We start from the raw sequence: 22161 nt of genomic DNA on the forward strand, positions 1-22161 counted from the left end.
CGCGAGATTCGTCGAGAATCCCGCGATCTTCTTACCTCGAGGACCCGATCGCGCCGGTGATCAGGCTCACGAACTCCGCGCATGAGTCATGGCGGCGGTCTGGTTCCTTCGCCATGGCCTTGGCGATGATCGAATCCGCCGAGTGTGGAATCCAGCTGCACCGCTGCGATATTCGCGGCGGTCGACTGTAGAGCTGCTGATCGATCAGGGCTATTGCGGTGTCCGCGGTGAAGGGCGGGGACCCCGTCAGCAACTCGACTGTGGTGCAGGCCAGCGCGTATTGATCCGTCGCCGCCGAAGGTGTTCTCCCGACGAGCAGTTCGGGCGCCGAATAGGGCAGTGAGGCTTGGATGTTCGGGTGCGGCTGGCGGGCCTGGCGGGTGATGCGCCGGGCCGGGTCGAGACTCAACCGTCCGGACCGATCGTGGGCCAGCCGGGCGGCGACATCCTCGGCCATCGAGTGTGCGACGCCGAAGTCGATCAGAACTGCCCTCGAAAACGGCTGATCGACAAGGATATTGGCGGGTTTGACGTCGCAGTGCACAATTCCGCGACGGCGGGCGAAATCGAGCGCGCCCGCGATCTGGGTCAACGCGGTGAGCCGGTCGGGGATGTCGGGCAGGTTGTTCACCGTGCCGCCGTCGAGCAGCTCCATCGCGAGCCAGCCGGGGCCCGCGGCGTACACCGTGACGATGTTGGGGTGGGTGAGCTGACGGGCGAAGTCGAACTCGCGCTGCAGCCGGGCCAGGTGGGCCGGGCCGCGGTGCTGATCATCGAGAACCTTGAGTGCGACGGTGGCACCGTCTGGATCGCGGGCCAGGTAGACGACGGCCGAGCCGCCGCTCCCCACGACTTTCACCGCGGTGTATCCCGCGACGATCACCTCGGCTGAGGGCACCGTCTCAGCTTAGGGTCACCGACAACCACAGGTGAGCGGCGATAGTGTCGTGGCCGTGTCAGCATCCGACGGCAGTACCGCGTCCGAGTGGGTCCCCACTGGTTCTGTCACCGTGCGCGTCCCCGGCAAGGTGAATCTGTACCTGGCCGTCGGCGACCTGCGCGACGACGGTTACCACGACCTCACCACGGTGTTCCACGCCGTGTCGCTCCTGGACGAGGTGACGGTGCGCAACGCCGACATGTTGTCGCTGACGGTCGAGGGGGAGGGCGTGGAGTCGGTGCCCACCGACGAGCGCAACCTGGCCTGGCGCGCCGCCGAGCTTCTGGCCGAGCACGTGGGCCGGTCGCCGGATGTGTCGATCAGCATCGACAAGTCGATCCCGGTGGCGGGCGGCATGGCCGGCGGCAGTGCCGACGCGGCCGCGGTGCTGGTGGCGATGAACACGCTGTGGGAGCTCGGGGTGCCCAGGCGCGATCTGCATGCCCTGGCCGCACAGCTGGGCAGTGACGTCCCGTTCGCGCTGCACGGCGGGACGGCGCTGGGCACCGGCCGTGGCGAGGAGCTGGCCACGGTGCTGGCCCGCAATACCTTCCACTGGGTGCTGGCGTTCGCGCACAAGGGCCTGTCCACCCCCAAGGTGTTCGGTGAACTGGACCGGTTGCGCGCGGACACCTCGACAGGGGGCCCGCCGCGCGCCGAGGAGCCCGAGCCCGTGCTGGCCGCCCTGGCCTCCGGTGATCCGGCCGAACTCGCCGCGCTGCTGGGCAATGACCTGCAGTCGGCAGCACTGAGCCTGTACCCGGAGCTGCGCCGGACGCTGCGCGCCGGGGTCGAGGCCGGTGCACTGGCCGGCATCGTGTCCGGATCGGGTCCCACGTGCGCGTTCCTGTGTCCGTCGTCGACGTCCGCGGTGGACGTCGGAGCGGAGTTGGCCGGAGCGGGGGTGTGCCGGACGGTACGGGTGGCCAGCGGCCCGGTCAGTGGTGCCCGGGTGGTCCCGGAGCCGTCCACCTCGGCCTGACGGGAGGTCTGCGCTGTGGTCGTCCGCTGTTTTCGACGCCTGGGCTGCGGACGCGGTGCAGGAACAACCCCTGGGTGGAAAACGGCGTACCCCTCGCCCGCTAAACCTGCTGAGACTGTGACACAGACCTCAATTAACCCGACGGTTTGGCCAGTTACTTAAGGGTCTCTTAAGATGAGCGGCGGTGAATGCTAGCGATCTTGCATCGGATGCGACTTGTGCGCCCGCCGCCCGTCACGGTGGGCGGTCGCGGAGCTGTACACCCGGTTCTGGGGCATCACCTTTTCGAGACATAACTGCTCCCCAATCGTGTGCGCGCGCCTACCCAAAAGCGGTGCACAGCGGGCGGAGCATGGATAACCGGGCACCTGCACCTGGCGCACTGTCGCCGGTGTCGGGGCCGCGGAAGCCAAGGAGGTCGTCGTGAGCAGATTCACCGAGAAGATGTTCCGCAACGCTCGTGAGAGCAAGCGCGGCATGGTCACTGGTGAGCCGCATGAGCCGGTTCGCCACACCTGGGGTGAGGTTCACGAGCGGGCCCGGCGCATCGCAGGCGGCCTGGCGGCCGCCGGTATCGGCCACGGCGACGCCGTCGGCGTGCTGGCCGGTTTCCCCGTCGAGATCGCGCCGACCGCGCAGGGCGTGTGGATGCGTGGCGCGAGCCTGACCATGCTGCACCAGCCGACTCCCCGTACCGACCTGGCGGTGTGGGCCGAAGACACCATGAACGTGATCGGCATGATCGAGGCCGACGCCGTCATCGTCTCCGAGCCGTTCCTGGTGGCCATCCCGGTGCTCGAGGAAAAGGGCATCAAGGTCGTCAAGATCGCCGACCTGCTGGCCGCCGACCCGATCGACCCGGTGGAGACCGGCGAGGACGATCTGGCGCTGATGCAGCTGACGTCCGGCTCGACCGGCTCGCCCAAGGCCGTCCAGATCACGCACCGCAACATCCACTCCAACGCCGAGGCGATGTTCATCGGCGCGGAGTACGACGTCGACAAGGACGTCATGGTGAGCTGGCTGCCCTGCTTCCACGACATGGGCATGGTCGGCTTCCTGACCATCCCGATGTACTTCGGCGCCGAGCTCGTCAAGGTCACGCCGATGGACTTCCTGCGCGACACGCTGCTGTGGGCCAAGCTCATCACCAAGTACAAGGGCACCATGACCGCGGCGCCCAACTTCGCCTACGCGCTGTTCGCCAAGCGGTTGCGCCGTCAGGCCAAGCCGGGCGAATACGACCTGTCCACCCTGCGGTTCGCGCTCTCGGGCGCCGAGCCGGTGGAGCCCGCCGACGTCGAGGACCTGCTCGACGCGGGCAAGCCGTTCGGCCTGCCTTCGTCGGCGATCCTGCCTGCCTACGGCATGGCCGAGACCTGCCTGGCCGTGTCGTTCTCCCCGTGCAACGCCGGCCTGGTGGTCGACGAGGTCGACGCCGACCTGCTGGCCGCGCTGCGCCGCGCCGTGCCCGCCACCAAGGGCAACACCCGCCGGCTGGCCTCCCTCGGCCCGCTGCTGAAGGACCTCGAGGCCCGTGTCGTCGACGAGCACGGCGATGTGATGCCCGCCCGCGGCGTCGGCGTCATCGAGCTGCGGGGCGAGTCGTTGACCCCCGGCTACATCACCATGGGCGGCTTCCTGCCTGCCCAGGATGAGCACGGCTGGTACGACACCGGCGATCTCGGCTACATCACCGAAGAGGGCAACGTCATCGTGTGCGGTCGCGTCAAGGACGTGATCATCATGGCGGGCCGCAACATCTACCCGACAGACATCGAGCGGGCCGCCGGCCGTGTCGAGGGCGTGCGCCCCGGCTGCGCCGTCGCGGTGCGGCTGGACGCCGGGCACTCGCGTGAGACCTTCGCCGTCGCCGTGGAGTCCAACGCCTGGCAGGACCCGGCCGAGGTGCGCCGGATCGAGCACCAGGTGGCCCACGAGGTGGTCTCCGAGGTCGACATGCGTCCGCGCAACGTCGTGGTGCTCGGGCCCGGCAGCATCCCGAAGACCCCGTCGGGCAAGCTGCGCCGCGCCAACTCGGTCTCGCTGGTCACCTAACTTCTCGGGTTTCTGCACCGCGAGCGTGCGCGTCTGCAGGGTGACGCGCCACTCGCGGGCAACACTGTGCGCACGCTCGTGCGCTATTCGGCTGCGCTCTATCACGACACGCCAGATCGTGGCGTGCTTTTCATGAAATCAGTTTGCGCTCGGCCTGAATCGGCGATGAATGTAACGGCAGCACAGTCAATTTGCTCATCGTTAATGCATTGTTTGCGTATTCTGGCGCAGAAACCACTTTGAAGAGAGGACCGGAATGGTCAAATCCCGATGGGTTTCGGCGATCCTGGGCGCGGGCGTTATTGCTGCCGGGATTACCGCGGGCACCGCGTGGGCGGGTGGTCCCGGTGGATATGTCGAGGACCCCGAAGACATTTTTGCAGCTGTCGGCACCGGCGAATTCATCGACACCATAGCGGGTTTCACCGCTACCGGTGATACGAGCGAAGAGGCCTCGGCGGCGGTGATCGCGGCCTGCCAGAACGCGGGAGGTGTGGAGTGCACCGCTGACGAGGTGACCAACGACAACCTCTGCATCGTGTCCGTCGCGAGCCCCAGCAACCACGCGGTGGCAGGCGGTGCCGGGGCGACGGTCGAGGCTGCCCGGCAGGACGCATTCAACCGGGCTGCGGCGAGCAACACCCCGCTCGATGCGGATTCCCCCGTCGTCGTATCGGCCTGCCCGTGATGAGCGCGCATGGCAATTCGGGCGTGGCGGTCGTAGCCCGGAAAGGGAAGGACAAGATGACTGGTCGCGGCAAGTTTGCATTCGTGATGGCGAGTTTGGCTGCCGTATCGGTCGTTTCGGCTCCGGTTGCGAGTGCCCGACCGACCTGTCAGGACACGGCCACCAAGACGATCTGCACGACCAACGGCAGTACCTCGATCAAGGCAAGGCCGGGAACGACGGCGCCGCCGGCCAATCAGCCGGTGTTCCCGTGGTTGGGCATGCCCGGGGCTCGCCGCTAGCCGCACACCGCGTCGGCACCGAGCACCCGTGAGCGGGCGCGTCTTTCGTGACGCGTCCGCTCGTGGTGGTTATGGGGGCTGTCGGGCAGGTCCGACATCAGTTGCTGCGCTGGGTATTCGCGGGCTTGTCGGCTTCCATCCGGTTGTAGACCCGCCACCAGATCAGCTCGTGGTCGACGGCGGTGATGTCGCCGCGATCGCGGCTCTCGTCGGCATGGAGGAGTTCTGCGGCCAGTACGACCAGCCGCTCGCGGGCGGCCGCCGACCCGGGATCGTCGCATCCGGCCATCGTCGTCGCGCACAGGGTCCGCACACGGTGGTAAGCGGCGCCCGACAGTGAAAGTGCGGCGGCTCCGGTGGCCAGGAACACCGCGGTGGAGGCACCGAACGCCAGCCAGGGTGACATCTGCCCGCCCAGCCACAGCTGGCACAGCAACCACACAAGCATCCCCCATAGCGGCCAGCCGCGGGCCAGCCGCACGAGGCGGTGCTCGGAGGTGCCGAGGCCGGGCGGATACACCACCAGCCGGTAGTAGGTGATGCCGAAACGGCCGGGCCTGACCTGCACACAACCCCACGCCCTGGAGCCGTCGAGCAGTGGCTTCAGTAGCCGGATGCCGTCCATACCTTCGGGTGTACCCGCTGTGGACGCGCTCGCATCGGGCCTGAACGGTTTCTTTACGGCGAAGGCAGAGGATCCTTGCAAGCTGGGTATAGATAACTATACTCAGACTGATGAAGCCGAAGCTCCCGCCCCGACTGGCCGACCATCCGACTGTCCGCGCGGTGCGTGCGCGCGCCGAGGCGGCGGTTCCGGACGTGATCGACACCGACTGGCTGCGGGCGTTGTGTCTGGACGCCGGAGCCGACGACGTGGCCTTCGCCAGCGCCGACGACCCCGCCCTGGCCTCCGAGCGTGAGCATGTCGAAGCCGCACTTCCAGGGGTTCGCAGCTACATATCGCTGGTCGTGAAGATGAACCGTGACAACGTGCGCTCCTCCACCCGCAGCGTGGCCAACCAGGAGTTCCACCGCAGCGGGGAGATCATCAACGAGGCCGCTCACCGGATCACCCGGGCTCTGGAGGATGCCGGCCATCGCGCGGTGAACCCGTCGGCGACCTTCCCGATGGAGATGGACAGGTTCCCCGGGCGGATCTGGGTGGTGGCGCACAAGCCCGTCGCAGTGGCCTCAGGGCTGGGGGTGATGGGGATCCACCGCAACGTGATCCACCCGAAGTTCGGCAACTTCATCCTGCTGGCCACCATTCTGGTCGGTACACCGGTCAGCAGTTACGGTGTGCCGCTCGACTATTCGCCGTGCCTGGAGTGCAAGCTGTGCGTGGCGGCCTGCCCCGTCGGGGCGATCGGCAAGGACGGCGAGTTCGACTTCGTCGCCTGCTCAGTGCACAACTACCGCGAGTTCATGGGCGGGTTCACCGACTGGGCGCAGACCATCGCCGACAGCAGCGATGCCGCCGACTTCCGGTCCCGGGTCAGCGATTCCGAGAACGCGTCGATGTGGCAGAGCCTGTCGTTCAAGGCCAACTACAAGGCAGCCTACTGCCTGGCAGTCTGCCCGGCGGGGGAGGACGTCATCGAGCCCTACCTCGACGACCGCAAGGAGTTCATGGACCGCGTGCTCAAACCCCTGCAGGACAAACGCGAAACGCTGTATGTGCTGCCGAATTCGGCGGCCAAGGCGCACGCCGAGAAGCGGTATCCGCACAAGACCGTCAAGGTGGTGGACAGCGGAATCCGGGGCCGCTGACCGGTCGTTGGAATCACCGTGAGTGCAACGCCCGACCGCGTCACCCCTCGGCGGCTAACGTGGCGCGACGATGGCGACACAGCAGGGTGACTTCCGGCTGTGGGCATTTGGTGATGCCCACGTCGGCACCGACAGGCAGTTCGGCCGGGAGAGCCTCGCCGAGGCCATCCGGCAGTCGGAATTCGGTGGAACGCAGGGTGGTCCGCCGTTCGGCTGGGACATCGCCGTCGACGTCGGCGACATGTCCGGCGCGCACCACAGCCTGCCCGACGACGCCGAGGGGCGGGAGGTCCGCAGGCAGCTTTCGGCGATGCGCGAGCACCGGCGGGAAGACGTCTACTCGGTGTGCGGAAACCACGACCGCAGTGGCCTGTCCGAACCCGACGCGTGGTGGTGGCAGAAGTGGGTCGATCCGCTGGGTGCACACACCGCGCATTCCGGCGTCGACGCCGCGGCCCGACCGTATCCCGTCAGCGGGACCTGGGAACGCTATTCGTTCCGGGTGGGCAACCTGCTGTTCCTGATGCTCAGCGACCGCAACGAGCCGTCTCAGGCCGTCGGGCGGGGCACGCTCGGCGGCAACCCCGGTGGGGTGGTATCCGCCGAGACCTTCGAGTGGTGGGCGAACATGGTTGAGAACAACCGTGATTCGATCATCGTCACGGTGCACCACTACGTGCTCAAGGACACCACGGTGGCGTCAGGGGAGTGGGAGGGAGTACGCCGCGGCGCGGACGGAAAGCTCTACGAGCACTACCATCGCCCGTTTCCGGAGGGAACGCCGCAGGGCGCGTCGTACCTGTACTGGGTCGGTGGCAAGCCCGACTCCGGGGCCTTCGAGCGGTATCTCACCGAGCATCCGGGTGCGGTCGCGCTGTGGCTGGCCGGGCACACCCACACCAATCCCGACGATTCGCACGGCGGCAAAACTCACATCGAACAGGCCTGGGGCGGAACCTATTTCATGAATGTGGCGTCATTGAGCCGCCATCACATGCCGATCACGACCCTGCCGATCAGCCGGCTGCTGACATTTCGCCCGGGCAGCCGCGAGGTGCGGGTGCAGTGCTATCTGCACACCGACCAGCATGCGCCTCAGGGCTGGTACGAACCGGCAGAGCGCACGCTGACCCTGGAAACGCCGTTCGCCTGGTAGCGAATCACCAGGCGTGCACGGTGTTCTGGGCCGGCTCCAGACCCTGGGCGATCAACAGCTCGGTGGCGTCGGCGGCCTGCTCGCAGATCGTCGGTACCTCGGCGCGCTCGGCTGCGGTGAAGGACTCCAGCACGAACGCCGCCGGATCCTTACGACCCGGCGGGCGGCCCACTCCGATGCGGACCCGTTGAAAGTCCTTGCTGCCCAGTGCTGATGCCACCGACCGCAGCCCGTTGTGGCCGCCCTCGCCGCCACCGACCTTGAGCCGGATCCGGCCGAAGTCGATGTCGAGCTCGTCGTGGATGACCACGATCCGGCCCGGTGGCACCGAATAGAACTTGGCCAACGGCCCGACCTGGCGACCGGACTCGTTCATGTAGCACCGAGGCTTGGCCAGCACCACCGGGGCTCCTGCGAGCCGGCCGGTGATGACCTCGGCACCGGATTTCTTGTGCACCTTGAAGGCCGAGCCGATACGGGCGGCCAGTACATCGGCCACCATGAACCCGATATTGTGCCGGGTCTTGGCGTAGGCGGGCCCGGGATTTCCCAGGCCCACCACCAGCAGCGGCTCGGCCATTCGTGGAATGCCTGAGACTTACTCGGAGGCTTCTTCGGTTTCGGCTTCGGCGGCCGGCTCCTCGGCCGGGGCCTCAGCGGTCTCGCCGGCACCCTCGGACTCCAGGTCCTCGGCGCTCGGGGCCTCGACGATGTTGACCACGAGCAGCTCGGGGTCCGACACCAGCGAAACGCCGGCGGGCAGCTCGATCTGGCCGGCCAGGATCTGGGTGCCGGCCTCGACGCCCTCGATCGACACGGTCAGGTGCTCGGGGATCGACAGGGCCTCGGCCTCGATCTCGATGTGGTTGGCGTCCTGGGTGACCAGGGCACCCGGGGCGGCGTCACCCTCGACGGTGACGGTGACCTCGACGGTGACCTTCTCGCCACGACGCACGACGAGCAGGTCGGCGTGCTGGATGTTGCGGCGGATCGGGTGGATGTCCAGCGCCTTGGTCAGCGCCAGCTGCTCCTTGCCGTCGATGTCCAGGGTCAGCACGGCGTTGGTGCCCGAGTGGCGCAGCACGGCGGAGAACTCGCGAGCGTTGATCTCCAGGTGCTGGGGGTCGGTGCCGTGGCCGTAGAGCACGGTGGGCACATTGCCGTCGCGGCGGGCCTGACGTGAGGCGCCCTTGCCGGTGCGGGTACGCACAGTGGCGGTGAGCTTGTTGGGGACGTTCTTGGCTGCGGCCTTGGCCATGGTGTTGCTCCTCTAGTTGCGGTACTGCGGTCAGATCGTCAGCACGGCAAGGGGCACAACACTCAGAGAAGTTCCCGCCGATAACGGTGGTCCAAAGGGTCCACCCTCGCCGTGACGCCAGGTCAGGGTAGCAAAGTCCGGGCTGCCCAGAAAAATCGCCCAGATGCCCCTACAGCGGATACGTGGTCTGGGTGAGCTGTTCGGACAGCTCCCACAGCGCCTTCTGGGTGCCCACCCGCTTGGCCAGCGGGCTGCGTCCGACCGGCTGGCTGGGGCCGAACTGGCCGAACCGCGGCCCGATGAAGCTGTCTCCTGGCACGTCCTGGGACGCCGCGAACAGCGTCTGACGTGCGCCGAACGACGGTTCGCTGGCGAAGACCCGGTTGGCGGTCGCCATCATGCGGGCGCCGAACTTGTTGCCGGTCTGGCCCTGCAGGTTGGTGGCCGAATAGCCGGGGTGGGCGGCCAGGGCGCGTACCGCCGAACCCGACGCCGTGAGCCGTCGCTGCAACTCGGAGGTGAACATCAGGTTGGCCAGCTTGGACTGCCCGTAGGCCAGCCACGCCGAGTACGGCCGCGACTTCCAGTTCAGATCCCGCAGGCTGATCTGCCCGATCCAGTGCATCAACGACGACACCGTCACCACGCGGTCGGTGATCTTGGGCAGCAGCAGGTTGGTCAGCGCGAAATGGCCCAGGTGGTTGGTGCCGATCTGGCTCTCGAAGCCGTCGACGGTCCGGCTCAGCGGGACCGCCATGATGCCCGCGTTGTTGATCAGCACGTCGACGCTCTCGACGGTGTCGGCGAACTCGTGCACCGAGGCCAGGTTCTGCAGGTCGAGTTTGCGAACCTCGACGATGCCACCCGTCATTGTTTCCGCGGCTGCAGTGCCCTTCTCCAGGTTGCGCACCGCGACCGTGACCTTGGCGCCCACACGGGCCAGCTCACGCGCGGTGACGAGCCCCAGCCCGCTGTTGGCGCCGGTGACGATCACCCTGCGGCCGGTGAACGAGGGCAGGTCGGCGCTGGTCCATCCACTCATGCTGACCACCCTACGGTCGCCGCGCAGTTCTTCGCGGGTTCACTTCTTGGCGACGTTGAAGCCCGCGATGATCGATTCGATGTCCGGACCCTGTGCCGCAGCCTCGTCGGCGTAGGTCGTCACGGTCAGCTGGATGAGGTAGCGCTGCGGGGGCTGCAGCCCGTCGTTCGCGACCACGACGCGGTTGTAGCTCTGCATGCGCTTGCCGTTGAGGTCGTAGCTGCCCTCGATCATGGCCGACGGGAAGCCCTTCCAGTCCGCGTTGGATGCGTTGAGCTGCTTGAAGTTCTCCGACAGCTGGGCGTCGGCGTAGCCATGGTCTTTGAGGGCCTTGGGCACGTCGAAGTCACCGTGCAGGGTGAAGGCCAGCATCATCGCGGTGGGGTAGGTGTTCCCCTTGGCTATCATCCGGGTGCCCGGGGCCAGGTTCGGATTGTTGTAGGGGTGCCAGCCGGGCGGACTCGGCATGGTGACGCTCAGATGGGGGATCTTCTCGGGGGCGATGGGCTCGCCGACGACGCCGGAGTCCTCCAGGTACTGCCACAGCGGAACCGGCTGGTTGTCCGCAGGGGCTGCGGGCGTGGTCGAACTCGTCGTCCAGATCGACTTGTAGTCAGGCGTTTCCGCGCCACAGCCGGTGACCAGGACCGCCAGTGCGCCGGCCGTCGCGAGCAACCGCTTCACAGAATCTCGCGCACCGAATCGATCGGGCGGGCCAGCCGGGTGCCGTTGTCGGTGACGACGAACGGCCGCTCGATCAGGATCGGGTGCTCGGCCATCGCATCGAGCAGTTCCTCATCCGACGCGTCGGCCAAACCGAGTTCACCGTAGAGGGATTCGCGCTTGCGCACCGCGGTGCGCACGTCGATCCCGGCGTCGGCGATCAGTTTCTCGATCTCGTCACGGCTGGGCGGCGTCTTGAGGTACTGCACCACCTCGGGCTCGATCCCGTTCTCGCGCAACAGATCCAGCGTCTTGCGCGAGGTCGAGCATTTGGGGTTGTGGTAGATCCGCGCCATCTAGGCGGACCCGTCGAACAGCCCGGTCACCGAACCGTTCTCGAACACCGCGCGGATGGTGCTGGCCAGCAGCGGCGCGATGGACAGCACGGTCAGCTGCGGGAACTTCTTGTCGTCGGTGATCGGCAGCGTGTTGGTGACGATCACCTCACGGGCGCCGCAGTCGGCCAGGCGCTGGGCGGCCGGATCGGACAGCACACCGTGGGTCGCGGCGATCACCACGTCCTTGGCGCCGTCCTCACGCAGCAGCTTGACCGCACCGGCGATGGTGCCGCCGGTGTCGATCATGTCGTCGGTGAGGATGCAGGTCTTGCCCTTGACGTCGCCGACGACGCGGTTGGCCTTGACCTGGTTGGGCACCAGCGGATCGCGGGTCTTGTGGATGAAGGCCAGCGGCACACCGCCCAGCGAGTCGGCCCACTTCTCGGCGACGCGCACCCGGCCGGAGTCCGGCGACACCACGACGACGTCGCTGTCGGCGTACTTCTCGGCGATGTAGCCGCACAGCAGCGACTGCGCGCGCATGTGGTCCACGGGCCCGTCGAAGAAGCCCTGGATCTGGTCGGTGTGCAGGTCGACCGAGACGATGCGGTCGGCACCGGCGGTCTTGAGCAGGTCGGCGACCAGGCGGGCCGAGATGGGCTCGCGGCCGCGGTGCTTCTTGTCCTGGCGCGCATACGGATAGAACGGCAGGATCGCGGTGATCCGCTTGGCGCTACCACGCTTGAGCGCGTCGATCATGATGAGCTGTTCCATCAACCACTGGTTCAGCGGCGCCGGGTGCGACTGCAGCACGAACGCGTCGCAGCCGCGCACGGACTCGTCGAACCTGACGAAGATCTCGCCGTTGGCGAAGTCGCGGGCGGTCTGCGCCGTGACCTCGATGTCGAGCTCCTTGGCGACCTGCTCCGCCAGTTCCGGGTGCGCACGCCCGGAGAACAGCATCAGGTTTTTTCGATTGTCGGTCCAGTCCGTGGCCACTGTGGCTGCCTTCGCGGTTGGGGATCGATACGGAGCAATCGTACGTAGCGTTTCTGGTAGTTCGTAGCCGGGTTACCAGATTGCCAACACGAAACATCGGATTGCCCGCCCCAGCGGTGCCGATTGTGGCGCTCCCGCACGCGTTTGCCACGGATTTCGTGCACCAGCGTCACGCTCGTGGCCGGTGGGGGCCGACCTAGTCCTCGCGAGCCTTGCGGGCGGCCTCCGCCGCGGCAGACCCCGGGCGCTTGCGTTCCACCCAGCCCTCGATGGTGCGCTGCGCGTTGTCCGAGACCGCAAGGGCGCCGGGCGGGACGTCGTCGCGCAGCACGGTGCCCGCGCCGGTGTAGGCCCCGTCGCCGACGGTGACCGGCGCGATGAACATCGTGTCGGAGCCGGTGCGCACGTGGGAGCCGATGGTGGTCCGGTGCTTGGTCTCACCGTCGTAGTTGACGAAGACGCTGGAGGCGCCGATGTTGCTGTGGTCGCCGATGTCGGCGTCGCCCACATAGGTCAGGTGGGGCACCTTGGTGCCCGTGCCGATCGTGGAGTTCTTCGTCTCGACGAAGGCGCCGAGCTTGCCGTCGGCCCCGAGGATCGTGCCCGGTCGCAGGTAGGTGAACGGCCCGACGGTGGCGCCGGCCCCGATCACGGCCAGCTGGGCGTGGGTGCGCACCACCGATGCGCCGTCACCCACCTCGACGTCGGTCAGCGTGGAGTCCGGGCCGATCTCGCAGCCGGCGCCGATCTCGGTGGTGCCGAGCAGTTGGGTGCCGGGCCGTACGACGGTGTCGCGGCCGATGGTGACGTCGACGTCGATCCAGGTGGTGGTCGGGTCGATGATCGTGACGCCGGCCCGCTGATGGCGGGCCACGATGCGGCGGTTGAGTTCGGCGCCCAGATCGGAGAGTTGCACGCGGTCGTTGACGCCGGCCACCAGGGCGCTGTCGTCGACGTGCATGGCCCGTACCGTCCGGCCGTCCTGCCGCACGATCGCGATGACGTCGGTGAGGTAGAGCTCCTGCTGCGCGTTGTTCGAGCTCAACCTGCTCAACGCCGAGCGCAGGTCGGCGATGTCGAAGGCGTACACGCCGGCGTTGACTTCCCGGATCGCGCGCTGCGACTCGGTCGCGTCGGCCTGCTCGACGATGCCGATGACCTCGTTGTCCTGGGTGCGCAGGATGCGGCCGTAGCCGGTCGGGTCGGGCACGGTGGTGGTCAGCACGGTGGCAGCCGCCGTCGCGGCGCTGTGGGTTTCGATCAGACCGGCCAGGGTGTCGGCGTCGAGCAGCGGGACATCGCCCGAGGTCACAACCACTGTTCCGGCGAATTCGTCGGGCAGTGAGCCCAGGCCGCAGGCCACGGCGTGGCCGGTGCCGAGCTGTTGGTCCTGGATCGCGACGTCGATGGTGCGGCCCAGCTTGTCGGCCAGTTCGCCGACCGCGGGTGCGATGCGCTCACGGTCGTGGCCGAGGACGACCACCAGATGCTGGGCGGCCGCGTTGGCCACGGTGTGGACCGCGTGGCTGAGCATGCTGCGGCCCGCCAGCGTGTGCAGCACCTTCGGGGTGTCCGAGCGCATGCGGGTCCCGGCACCTGCTGCCAGTACGACGACTGCGGCCTCGGTGGTCGACACATCATCCCCTTACTCCGCGAGCGTGCGCGTCTGCTCGAGAAACGCCGTCGCAAGCGCGCATTTCGTGCACGCTGGGCGGCGACAATTGCTCCGTCGCCAGGACTCGAACCTGAACTATCTGAACCAAAATCAGAGGTGCTGCCGATTACACCACGACGGAATGTCCGGGAGAGACTCTAGTCGAACGGTCTAGCCTGATATGCGTGGCAGCACCCGAGAAGGAAGTGCGGGCCCCTCGGGCCCGGATGACCGGCAACGAACGGCGACAACAGCTCATCGAGATCGCCAAGTCGTTGTTCGCTGAACGGGGCTATGAGGGCACCTCGATCGAGGAGATCGCCCAGCGTGCCAACGTCTCCAAACCCGTGGTCTACGAGCATTTCGGCGGTAAAGAAGGCCTGTACGCCGTCGTCGTCGACCGGGAGATGTCGGCCCTGCTGGACGGGATCACCTCGTCGCTGACCAACAACCGGTCCCGGGTGCGGGTGGAGCGCGTGGCGCTGGCGTTGCTGACCTACGTCGAGGAGCACACCGACGGCTTCCGCATCCTGATCCGCGACTCACCGGCGGCCATCACCTCCGGGACGTACGCCACGTTGCTCAACGACGCGGTCAACCAGGTGTCCTCGATCCTGGCCGGAGATTTCTCCCGCCGCGGGCTGGACCCGGACCTCGCGCCGCTGTACGCCCAGGCGCTGGTCGGCTCGGTGTCGATGACCGCGCAGTGGTGGCTGGACGTGCGCGAGCCCAAGAAAGAGGTGGTGGCCGCGCACGTGGTCAACCTGGCCTGGAACGGGCTGACCCATCTGGAGTCGGACCCCGTCCTGCACGAGGAATAACACTTACTGCAACCCAAAGGTTGCAGCAACGGGGCTTCATGTGCAACCCTGGGGTTGCAGCATTTCGGCGAGAGAGGGAGCCCCGACATGACCACCGACTACGACCGCATCGAGCGCGAGATCGCCATCGACGCACCGGCGCAACGCGTCTGGGACCTGGTGAGCGAACCCGGCTGGTACATCAACGAGGAGCGGATCACCGAACATCGCATCGAGCGTGACGGCGACGTCGCCATCGTCACCGACCCCACGCACGGACGGTTCGCGTTGCGGACCGTCGCCCTCGACGAGCCGCGTTATGCGGCGTTCCGGTGGCACATCGACGCCGACGACCTCGACAGCTCATCCACCCTCGTCGAATTCTGGATCACCCCAGCGCCGTCCGGTGTGGTGCTGCGGGTCGTCGAGAGCGGATTCGCCTCGCTCGACGAGCCCGAGGCCAACCGCCGCTCCCGGTTCGACGATCACAGTGGCGGTTGGCCGCTGGAGCTCGCCCTAGCCGAGAAGTACCTGGTGGGAGCCGCCGCCGATGCCTGAAAGTGCCTCGCCGGTACAGGTTTTCGCGGCGCTGGCCGACGACAGCCGGTGGCAGGTGCTCGTCGCCCTCGGGCGTCGGCCGGCCTCCGCGTCGGCACTGGCCGACGAACTTCCGATCAGCCGCCAGGCCATCGCCAAACATCTCAAGGTGCTCACCGATGTCGGTCTGGTGGTGGCCGACCGGGTGGGACGTGAGGTCAGGTACGAGGCGGTGGGGGCCCGGCTCAGCGAGGTGGCGCGCCGGCTCGACGGCATCGCCGCAGGCTGGGAACGCCGGCTTCTCAGGATCAAGGATGCTGCCGAGCAGGATGATTGACCCGCGCAAGCGCTCAACGCAACTGACGGGTCTTCGCCCAAGCGCTCATCCCAGGTCTCGCGACAGCAGGTCCGCCGTCGTCTCCCGGCGCACCAGCACCCGCGACGCCCCGTCGCGCACCGCCACCACGGGCGGGCGGCCCACCATGTTGTAGGTCGAGGCCATGCTGTGCTGGTAGGCCCCGGTGCAGGCCACCGCCAGCAGGTCGCCGGCATGGATGTCGGCGGGCAGTTCGGCATCGCGCACGATCTCGTCACCGGCCTCGCAATGCCTGCCCACCACCGTGGCCACCATGGTCGGTCCCAGCGGGTGCCGATTCGCCAGGGCCACCGTGTATTTCGCTCCATACAGTGCGACTCGCGGGTTGTCGCTCATGCCGCCGTCGACCGCGACGAAGGTGCGGCCGCCGGGCTGGGACTTCACCCCGCACACCCGGTACAGGGTCACCCCGGCCCGCGCGCTGATGGCGCGGCCGGGTTCGACGACCAGACGCGGCCGCGGGAACCGTTCGGCGGCGCAGGCCGTGGTCAGCTCGTCGTCGACGACGGTCGCCAGCGCGCCGACATCGAGGGCCGCGTCCCCGCGGACATACGGAACGCCGTGGCCGCCACCGATGTTGAGCTCGGTCAGCACCAGGCCGTGTTCGGCACGGATGTCGGCCATCGCGCCGATCAGCCGGCGCACGGCCGCTGCGTAGGGCGCTGGATCGGTGATCTGTGAGCCGATATGGCAGTGCAGGCCAACCAGATCCAGGTTCGGGGTGGCCAGGACGCGGGCGGCGGCGCGGGCAGCCCGGCGATCGGCCAGCGCGAAGCCGAACTTCTGATCCGTCACTCCGGTGGTGACCGCCCGGTGCCCGTGGATGTCGATGTCTGGCGTGACCCGGATCAGGACCGCCTGGGGCCGTCGCGCCAGCCCGGCCAGGTAGGTGATCTCCATCGGGGAGTCGAGCACGATGCGGCCCACGCCCACGTCGATCGCATCGCGCAGCTCGTCACACGACTTGGCGTTGCCGTGCATCACGATGCGCGCCGGGTCGACCCCGCCGGCCAGAGCGGTCGCGAGTTCGGCCGCCGAGCACACGTCCACGCCGAGGCCTTCCTCCGCGGCCCACCGCGCGACAGCGGTGGTCAACAGTGCCTTGCCCGCATAGACCACCTCGGCCTGGCCGAGGGCAGCCCGGTACCGCCGGGCGCGGGTCCGGAAATCGGTCTCGTCGAGCACATAGGCCGGGGTCCGGTACTCGTCGGCGATGTCGGCCAGCGGCACCCGGGCGACGGTGATGCGGCCCTGCTCGTCGACCCCCGTGGTCAGTGGCCAGATGTTCGGATCGAGTCGTGGTCGGGTGGTGCCGCGCAGGGAAGGCAGGATGTCCAGCAAGGTCATGACTCCACCGTCGGCCCCGCCGGGGTCCGCGTCACCGGGCTTGACGATCCCTTGACGCGCAGCCGGGCAATCTTGACGGGCTCAGGTCCTGCCGAAGGACGTCGTCTGCGTGGCCGTGGCGATGAACCCGTTGCCCTTCTGCGGGTCAGCCATCCGGCAGGCCAACAGGATCTGGTCGGTGTGGACACAGGTGGCGTTGCCGACGTCGAAGCGTTGGCCGGGCGGCAGGATCGGCGCCTCGTCCTCGCTGAGGCCGTCGACCGGGCTGAGCGGCTCGTCGGTGCGGGAGAAACTCATCGGGATCGCGCCGTTGGTGGTGCCGTAGCTGAACAGGTGCGCGAAGTTGGCATCGTCGGGGGCGCCGACGAACGGTCCGCGGCAGTCCAGCGCGTACATCGCCCGGTGCTGGGTGGTCATGCAGACGAACCCGTCGGAGGTGCGGAACCCCTGCACCGGAAACCCCTGTCCCTCCCGCAGGACGTACTGCGCCGGATCGACGGCGGGGTAGGCGCCGAACTCGGGTACGCCGTCGGGCCCGAGGTGCGTCGGCACGGCCTCGTGCGCGGGCCGCGATGTGTCCCGGTTGGTCAGCCAGATGATCGCGAGCGCCGCCGTCAGCACCACAACGAGCGCCGCCGCCCACCGCTTCATCGCTCCATGATCGCCCGCGACAGAGCGCTATGGAGGCGAATCTCCGGCCCCGTAGAATGGCCGTCATCATGACCGCACCGGGGCACAACCATGTCCAGACCCCGATTGCGGGTCTCGTCGAGCTGGCATTGACCGATCCGTCCCTACAGGACGTCCTTCAGCGTGCCGCCGACCGGCCCGCCGATCTCGCGCTCGTCGGGCCGGCCAGTGCCCGGGTGCTGGTGGCGGCCGGCCTGGCTCAGCAGGGCCCGTTGCTGGTGGTCGCGGCCACCGGCCGGGAGGCCGACGATCTGACCGCCGAGCTGCGCGGTGTCGTCGGCGACGCCGTCGCGCTGTTCCCGTCCTGGGAGACGCTGCCGCACGAGCGGTTGTCCCCGGGCGTGGAGACCGTCGCGGCCCGGCTGTTGCTGCTGCGCCGGCTGGCCCATCCCGACGACGAGACGCTGGGCCCGCCGCTGCGGGTGGTGGTCACCACGACGCGTTCGCTACTGCAGCCGATGGCTCCCGACGTGGTGAGTACCGAGCCGGTCACCCTCACCGTCGGAGCGGAGGCCGAGTTCGAGGCGGTCATCGCCCGGCTGGTCGACCTGGCCTACACCCGAGTCGACATGGTCGGCAAACGCGGCGAGTTCGCCGTGCGCGGCGGCATCCTCGACATCTTTGCGCCCACCGCCGAGCACCCGGTGCGTGTCGAGTTCTGGGGCGACGAGATCTCCGAGATGCGGATGTTCTCGATCGCCGACCAGCGTTCGATCCCCGAGATCCCGGTGCAGAACGTGGTCGCCGTACCGTGCCGCGAACTGCTGATGACCCCCGATGTGCGCGAGCGCGCCGCGGTACTCGCCGCCGAGCACCCCACCCACGACAACAGCGTGCCGGGCAGCGTGCCGGACATGCTGGCCAAGCTCGCCGAGGGCATTCCGGTCGACGGGATGGAGGCGCTCCTGCCGCTGCTGCATCCGATCCAGCCGACGACGCTGACGCATCACCTGCCCGAGGGCGCCCCGGTGCTGTTGTGCGATCCCGAGAAGGTGCGGACCCGGGCCGCCGACCTGATCAAGACCGGGCAGGAATTCCTCGAGGCCTCGTGGTCGACGGCTGCGGTCGGCGGGGATGCCCCCATCGACATCGAGGCACTGGGGGCGTCCGGGTTCGTCCCGTTCGACCAGGCGCGCGAAGACTCCGTGGCAGGCGGGCATCCGTGGTGGACGCTGAGCCAGCTGCCCGACGGCAAGGCCGCCGAACTCGACCTGCGGCCGTCGCCGTCGGCCCGCAGTCAGCAGAGCCTCGACGAGATCTTCGCGATGCTGCGCGCCCACGTCGCCACCGGCGGCTACGCCGCCGTGGTCACCCCGGGCGCCGGTACCGCGCACCGCGTGGTGGAGCAGCTCGGCGACGCCGACACGCCCGCAGCGATGTTGGAGCCGGGAGCGGCACCCAAGGCCGGCGTGGTCGGTGTGCTCAAGGGACCGTTGCACGACGGCGTGATCCTGCCCGGCGCCAACCTCGTGATCATCACCGAGACCGATCTGACCGGTAACCGGGTGACGGCGTCAGAGGGCAAAAAGCTTGCGGCCAAACGGCGTAACGTCGTCGACCCGCTGGCGCTGACCGCCGGTGACCTGGTGGTGCACGACCAGCACGGCATCGGCAAGTTCGTCGAGATGACCGAGCGGGTGGTCGGCGGAGCCCGCCGCGAGTACCTGGTGCTGGAGTACGCGTCGGCCAAACGCGGCGGCGGATCGGACCGGCTGTACGTGCCGATGGACTCGCTGGATCAGCTGTCGCGCTACGTCGGTGGCGAGGCGCCGTCACTGTCCAAGCTCGGCGGAAGCGACTGGGCCAACACGAAAACCAAGGCCCGCAAGGCTGTTCGCGAGATCGCCAGTGAGCTGGTGGCGCTGTACGCCAAGCGGCAGTCGGCCCCCGGGCATGCGTTCGGGCCGGACACTCCATGGCAGAACGAGATGGAGGACGCGTTCGGTTTCACCGAGACGATGGACCAGTTGACCGCGATCACCGAGGTCAAATCCGATATGGAGAAGCCGGTTCCGATGGACCGGGTGATCTGTGGCGACGTGGGCTACGGCAAGACCGAGATCGCGGTTCGTGCGGCGTTCAAGGCCGTGCAGGACGGCAAGCAGGTCGCGGTGCTGGTGCCGACGACGCTGCTGGCTGATCAGCATCTGCAGACCTTCACCAACCGGATGGCGGGTTTCCCGGTGACGGTCAAGGGATTGTCGCGATTCACCGATCCGGCGGAGTCGCGGGCCACGATGGAGGGCATGAAGGACGGTTCGGTCGACGTCGTGATCGGCACGCACCGGCTGTTGCAGACCGGCGTGACCTGGAAAGACTTGGGCCTCATCATCGTTGACGAGGAACAGCGGTTCGGCGTCGAGCACAAAGAGCACATCAAGTCGATGCGTACGCACGTCGACGTGCTCACGATGAGCGCCACCCCGATCCCGCGCACCCTGGAGATGAGCCTGGCAGGCATCCGCGAGATGTCGACGATCCTGACGCCGCCCGAAGAGCGCTACCCGGTGCTGACCTACGTCGGTCCGCACGACGACAAGCAGGTGGCCGCGGCGTTGCGTCGTGAGCTGCTGCGGGACGGGCAGGCGTTCTACATCCACAACCGGGTGCGCACGATCGACCAGGCCGCGGCGCGGATTCGTCAGATGGTGCCCGAAGCCAGGGTCGTCGTCGCGCACGGCCAGATGAACGAGGAGACCCTGGAGAAGACTGTCGAGGGCTTCTGGAACCGCGAGTACGACATTCTGGTCTGCACCACGATCGTCGAGACCGGCCTGGACATCTCGAATGCCAACACGCTGATCGTCGAGCGGGCCGACACCTTCGGGCTTTCGCAGCTGCATCAGCTGCGTGGCCGGGTCGGCCGCAGCCGCGAACGTGGCTACGCCTACATGCTCTATCCGCCCAATTCGCCGCTGACCGAGACCGCCTACGACCGGCTGGCCACGATCGCGCAGAACAACGAGCTGGGTGCGGGCATGGCCGTGGCCATGAAGGATCTGGAGATCCGCGGTGCAGGCAACGTGCTCGGCGCCGAGCAGTCCGGCCACGTCGCCGGGGTGGGTTTCGATCTGTACGTACGGCTGGTGGGTGAGGCTGTCGAGGCCTACCGGGCCGCTGCCGACGGGAAAACCGTTGCCACAGCGGAGGAACCGAAAGAGGTGCGGGTCGATCTGCCGGTCGACGCACATCTGCCGCCCGAGTACATCGGCAGCGACCGGCTGCGGCTGGAAGGCTACCGGCGGTTGGCCGCGGCGACGGACGAGGACGCGGTGAAGGCCGTCGTCGACGAACTCGTCGACCGTTACGGCCCGCTGCCCGAACCCGCGAAGCGTCTGGTCGCGGTGGCGCGACTGCGGCTGTTGTGCCGGCAGTACGGCATCACCGAGATCGGTGCCGTGTCGGCGTCGACGGTCAAGGTGTCACCGGTGGTGCTGCCCGATTCGGCGCAGTTGCGGCTCAAGCGGATGTACCCGGGCGGGCATTACCGGGCCACCACCTCGGTGGTCCAGGTGCCGATCCCGCGGGAGAGCGACGGCATCGGCTCACCGCGGATCCGTGACCTCGACATTGTCCGATGGGTGGCCGGTCTGGTGCTGGTGCTCAACGGGCAGACCGAGGGCAGCGTCGACATCACCGCGAACCTGTAATTTTTTTCGGTCTTATCGCCTGGTGACACCGCCTTTTTGGGTGTCTGTGCCCGCCGAATCTTCGAAGCGCTGATAACGCTGCGGTACGCAGATCCGACATATAGGTGGGGGGTCAAGGTATTGCGTAGTCGCCTGTTAGGAGAGGCGGCAAGATCGTCGGCCATAGGGCGGTCATGCAATTTCCCAAACCGAACATCACGCGATTGCCGGCAATATCGGCGACTCGTCGCGGTGACGCAAGGCGAAGGAGTGACCATGAACTTCAAGAAGTTCGCAGTAACCACAACGATGGCCGGTGCACTGGGGCTCGGCGCGTTCGGCCTGGGTACAGGCCTCGCGCAGGCCGTTCCGAACGTGCCCCCGCCGCCTCCGATTCCCGGTCCGGCCGTGCCCAATGTGTACGCGCCTGATGTGAACGTGCCGGGTGTGAATGTTCCTGATGTGAATGTGCCGAGTGTGAATGTTCCTGATGTGAATGTGCCGGGTGTGAATGTTCCTGATGTGAATGTGCCGAGTGTGAATGTTCCTGATGTGAATGTGCCGAGTGTGAATGTTCCTGACGTGAACGTCCCGCGCGTCAACGTTCCTGACGTGAATGTGCCGACCGTGCGGTTCCCTGAACTGGACAATTTCTTCCGGCAGCCGAACGGAAACATCGCGCCCGGTCAGCTGATGAATTCGCCGACCATCAACGGCGTTGCGAATCCGTTCTTCGGGATCCCGCCTGGTCAGCTCAGGACGCTGCCCACGGTGAACGGCGTCGCCAACCCGTTCTTCGATCAGACACCGGGCCACTGGGAGGTCCCGGAGGGCCAGTTCCCGCCGGAGTCGTAAGCCACGGCCTGTGACATGATGGCCGCCTTGCCTTCGGGCAGGGCGGCCATCCTGTGTGGCTGCCACCCGGTGGCGGCGAATCGCCGCGTTGGCCGTGC

At 67.6% G+C, this 22161-nt stretch carries 21 protein-coding genes and 1 tRNA gene; 10 read left to right on the forward strand and 12 right to left on the reverse strand.

All coding sequences use genetic code 11. The features are described 5' to 3' along the window. Positions 1–31: 31 nt before the first annotated feature. Positions 32–898, reverse strand: coding sequence for a serine/threonine-protein kinase (locus tag ACNQR1_RS09975; RefSeq protein ID WP_418045679.1), 867 nt, complete (start codon positions 896–898; stop codon positions 32–34). 55 nt (positions 899–953) lie between these two features. On the opposite strand from ACNQR1_RS09975, the gene ACNQR1_RS09980 reads away from it, so the two are divergent. The 3 genes from ACNQR1_RS09980 to ACNQR1_RS09990 all read left to right on the forward strand — a co-directional run bounded on the left by ACNQR1_RS09980 (position 954) and on the right by ACNQR1_RS09990 (position 4668). Then, complete coding sequence (locus ACNQR1_RS09980; protein ID WP_418045681.1) at positions 954–1922, forward strand: 4-(cytidine 5'-diphospho)-2-C-methyl-D-erythritol kinase; 969 nt, start codon at positions 954–956, stop codon at positions 1920–1922. A 423-nt stretch (positions 1923–2345) separates the two neighbouring features. Next, complete coding sequence (locus ACNQR1_RS09985; protein ID WP_044520057.1) at positions 2346–3980, forward strand: fatty acyl-AMP ligase; 1635 nt, start codon at positions 2346–2348, stop codon at positions 3978–3980. Positions 3981–4236: 256 nt separating this feature from the next. Continuing rightward, complete coding sequence (locus ACNQR1_RS09990) at positions 4237–4668, forward strand: hypothetical protein (RefSeq protein ID WP_418045683.1); 432 nt, start codon at positions 4237–4239, stop codon at positions 4666–4668. Between the two features lie 378 nt (positions 4669–5046). Here the strand turns inward: ACNQR1_RS09990 and ACNQR1_RS09995 are convergent, their stop codons facing one another. Further along, the gene (locus ACNQR1_RS09995) at positions 5047–5574 is read right to left on the reverse strand and encodes a DUF6611 family protein (protein ID WP_418045685.1); all 528 of its coding nucleotides are present in this window, start codon (positions 5572–5574) and stop codon (positions 5047–5049) included. A gap of 110 nt (positions 5575–5684) precedes the next feature. Between ACNQR1_RS09995 and ACNQR1_RS10000 the strand changes: the two genes are divergently transcribed. Both ACNQR1_RS10000 and ACNQR1_RS10005 read left to right on the forward strand, forming a co-directional pair. Beyond that, positions 5685–6719: a 4Fe-4S binding protein gene (locus ACNQR1_RS10000; protein WP_418045687.1), complete on the forward strand. Its 1035-nt coding sequence runs from the start codon at positions 5685–5687 to the stop codon at positions 6717–6719. A 70-nt stretch (positions 6720–6789) separates the two neighbouring features. Then, a complete protein-coding gene (locus tag ACNQR1_RS10005) occupies positions 6790–7875 on the forward strand; it encodes a hypothetical protein (protein WP_418045689.1) in 1086 nt (361 codons plus the stop codon). A 4-nt stretch (positions 7876–7879) separates the two neighbouring features. Here ACNQR1_RS10005 and pth read toward each other — a convergent pair whose 3' ends face one another. The 8 genes from pth to ACNQR1_RS10045 all read right to left on the reverse strand — a co-directional run bounded on the left by pth (position 7880) and on the right by ACNQR1_RS10045 (position 13971). Further along, the gene (gene pth, locus ACNQR1_RS10010) at positions 7880–8455 is read right to left on the reverse strand and encodes an aminoacyl-tRNA hydrolase (RefSeq protein WP_418045691.1); all 576 of its coding nucleotides are present in this window, start codon (positions 8453–8455) and stop codon (positions 7880–7882) included. An 18-nt stretch (positions 8456–8473) separates the two neighbouring features. Next, positions 8474–9133: a 50S ribosomal protein L25/general stress protein Ctc gene (locus ACNQR1_RS10015; RefSeq protein WP_418045693.1), complete on the reverse strand. Its 660-nt coding sequence runs from the start codon at positions 9131–9133 to the stop codon at positions 8474–8476. Positions 9134–9302: 169 nt separating this feature from the next. Further along, entirely contained in the window at positions 9303–10175 is an 873-nt protein-coding gene (locus ACNQR1_RS10020; protein WP_418045695.1) for an oxidoreductase, read from the reverse strand. Positions 10176–10214: 39 nt separating this feature from the next. Then, a complete protein-coding gene (locus ACNQR1_RS10025) occupies positions 10215–10859 on the reverse strand; it encodes an LpqN/LpqT family lipoprotein (RefSeq protein WP_418045697.1) in 645 nt (214 codons plus the stop codon). Next, positions 10856–11194 carry an arsenate reductase (glutaredoxin) gene (gene arsC, locus ACNQR1_RS10030; RefSeq protein WP_418045699.1) on the reverse strand — a complete coding sequence of 113 codons (339 nt, stop codon included), beginning with the start codon at positions 11192–11194 and terminating at the stop codon, positions 10856–10858. Before arsC ends, ACNQR1_RS10025 begins: the two co-directional genes overlap by 4 nt. Next, a complete protein-coding gene (locus ACNQR1_RS10035) occupies positions 11195–12175 on the reverse strand; it encodes a ribose-phosphate diphosphokinase (RefSeq protein ID WP_418045701.1) in 981 nt (326 codons plus the stop codon). A 196-nt stretch (positions 12176–12371) separates the two neighbouring features. Further along, positions 12372–13757 (reverse strand): bifunctional UDP-N-acetylglucosamine diphosphorylase/glucosamine-1-phosphate N-acetyltransferase GlmU, encoded by a 1386-nt coding sequence (gene glmU, locus ACNQR1_RS10040; protein ID WP_418050330.1) that lies wholly within the window; start codon positions 13755–13757, stop codon positions 12372–12374. Positions 13758–13899: 142 nt separating this feature from the next. Then, positions 13900–13971 (reverse strand) — tRNA-Gln (locus ACNQR1_RS10045). 85 nt (positions 13972–14056) lie between these two features. Here ACNQR1_RS10045 and ACNQR1_RS10050 point away from each other — a divergent pair. The 3 genes from ACNQR1_RS10050 to ACNQR1_RS10060 all read left to right on the forward strand — a co-directional run bounded on the left by ACNQR1_RS10050 (position 14057) and on the right by ACNQR1_RS10060 (position 15503). Further along, positions 14057–14650: a TetR/AcrR family transcriptional regulator gene (locus ACNQR1_RS10050; protein ID WP_070944701.1), complete on the forward strand. Its 594-nt coding sequence runs from the start codon at positions 14057–14059 to the stop codon at positions 14648–14650. 87 nt (positions 14651–14737) lie between these two features. Next, a complete protein-coding gene (locus ACNQR1_RS10055) occupies positions 14738–15187 on the forward strand; it encodes an SRPBCC domain-containing protein (RefSeq protein ID WP_418045703.1) in 450 nt (149 codons plus the stop codon). After that, a complete protein-coding gene (locus tag ACNQR1_RS10060) occupies positions 15180–15503 on the forward strand; it encodes an ArsR/SmtB family transcription factor (protein WP_418045705.1) in 324 nt (107 codons plus the stop codon). The genes ACNQR1_RS10055 and ACNQR1_RS10060 overlap by 8 nt, the downstream gene beginning before the upstream one ends. Positions 15504–15548: 45 nt before the next feature. Here the strand turns inward: ACNQR1_RS10060 and lysA are convergent, their stop codons facing one another. Beyond that, entirely contained in the window at positions 15549–16889 is a 1341-nt protein-coding gene (gene lysA, locus ACNQR1_RS10065; protein ID WP_418045707.1) for a diaminopimelate decarboxylase, read from the reverse strand. Positions 16890–16970: 81 nt separating this feature from the next. Beyond that, complete coding sequence (locus ACNQR1_RS10070; RefSeq protein WP_418045709.1) at positions 16971–17540, reverse strand: hypothetical protein; 570 nt, start codon at positions 17538–17540, stop codon at positions 16971–16973. 68 nt (positions 17541–17608) lie between these two features. Here ACNQR1_RS10070 and mfd point away from each other — a divergent pair, with 68 nt between their 5' ends. After that, positions 17609–21229, forward strand: a complete 3621-nt coding sequence (gene mfd / locus ACNQR1_RS10075; RefSeq protein WP_418045711.1) for a transcription-repair coupling factor — start codon at positions 17609–17611, stop codon at positions 21227–21229. 288 nt (positions 21230–21517) lie between these two features. Beyond that, on the forward strand, positions 21518–22063 hold the full coding sequence (locus tag ACNQR1_RS10080; RefSeq protein WP_418045713.1) for a hypothetical protein: 546 nt from the start codon (positions 21518–21520) through the stop codon (positions 22061–22063). The last annotated feature ends 98 nt before the right edge of the window (positions 22064–22161 follow it).

Origin of the sequence: Mycobacterium sp. 48b (genome assembly GCF_048282725.1) — a bacterium.
Classification (GTDB): domain Bacteria; phylum Actinomycetota; class Actinomycetes; order Mycobacteriales; family Mycobacteriaceae; genus Mycobacterium.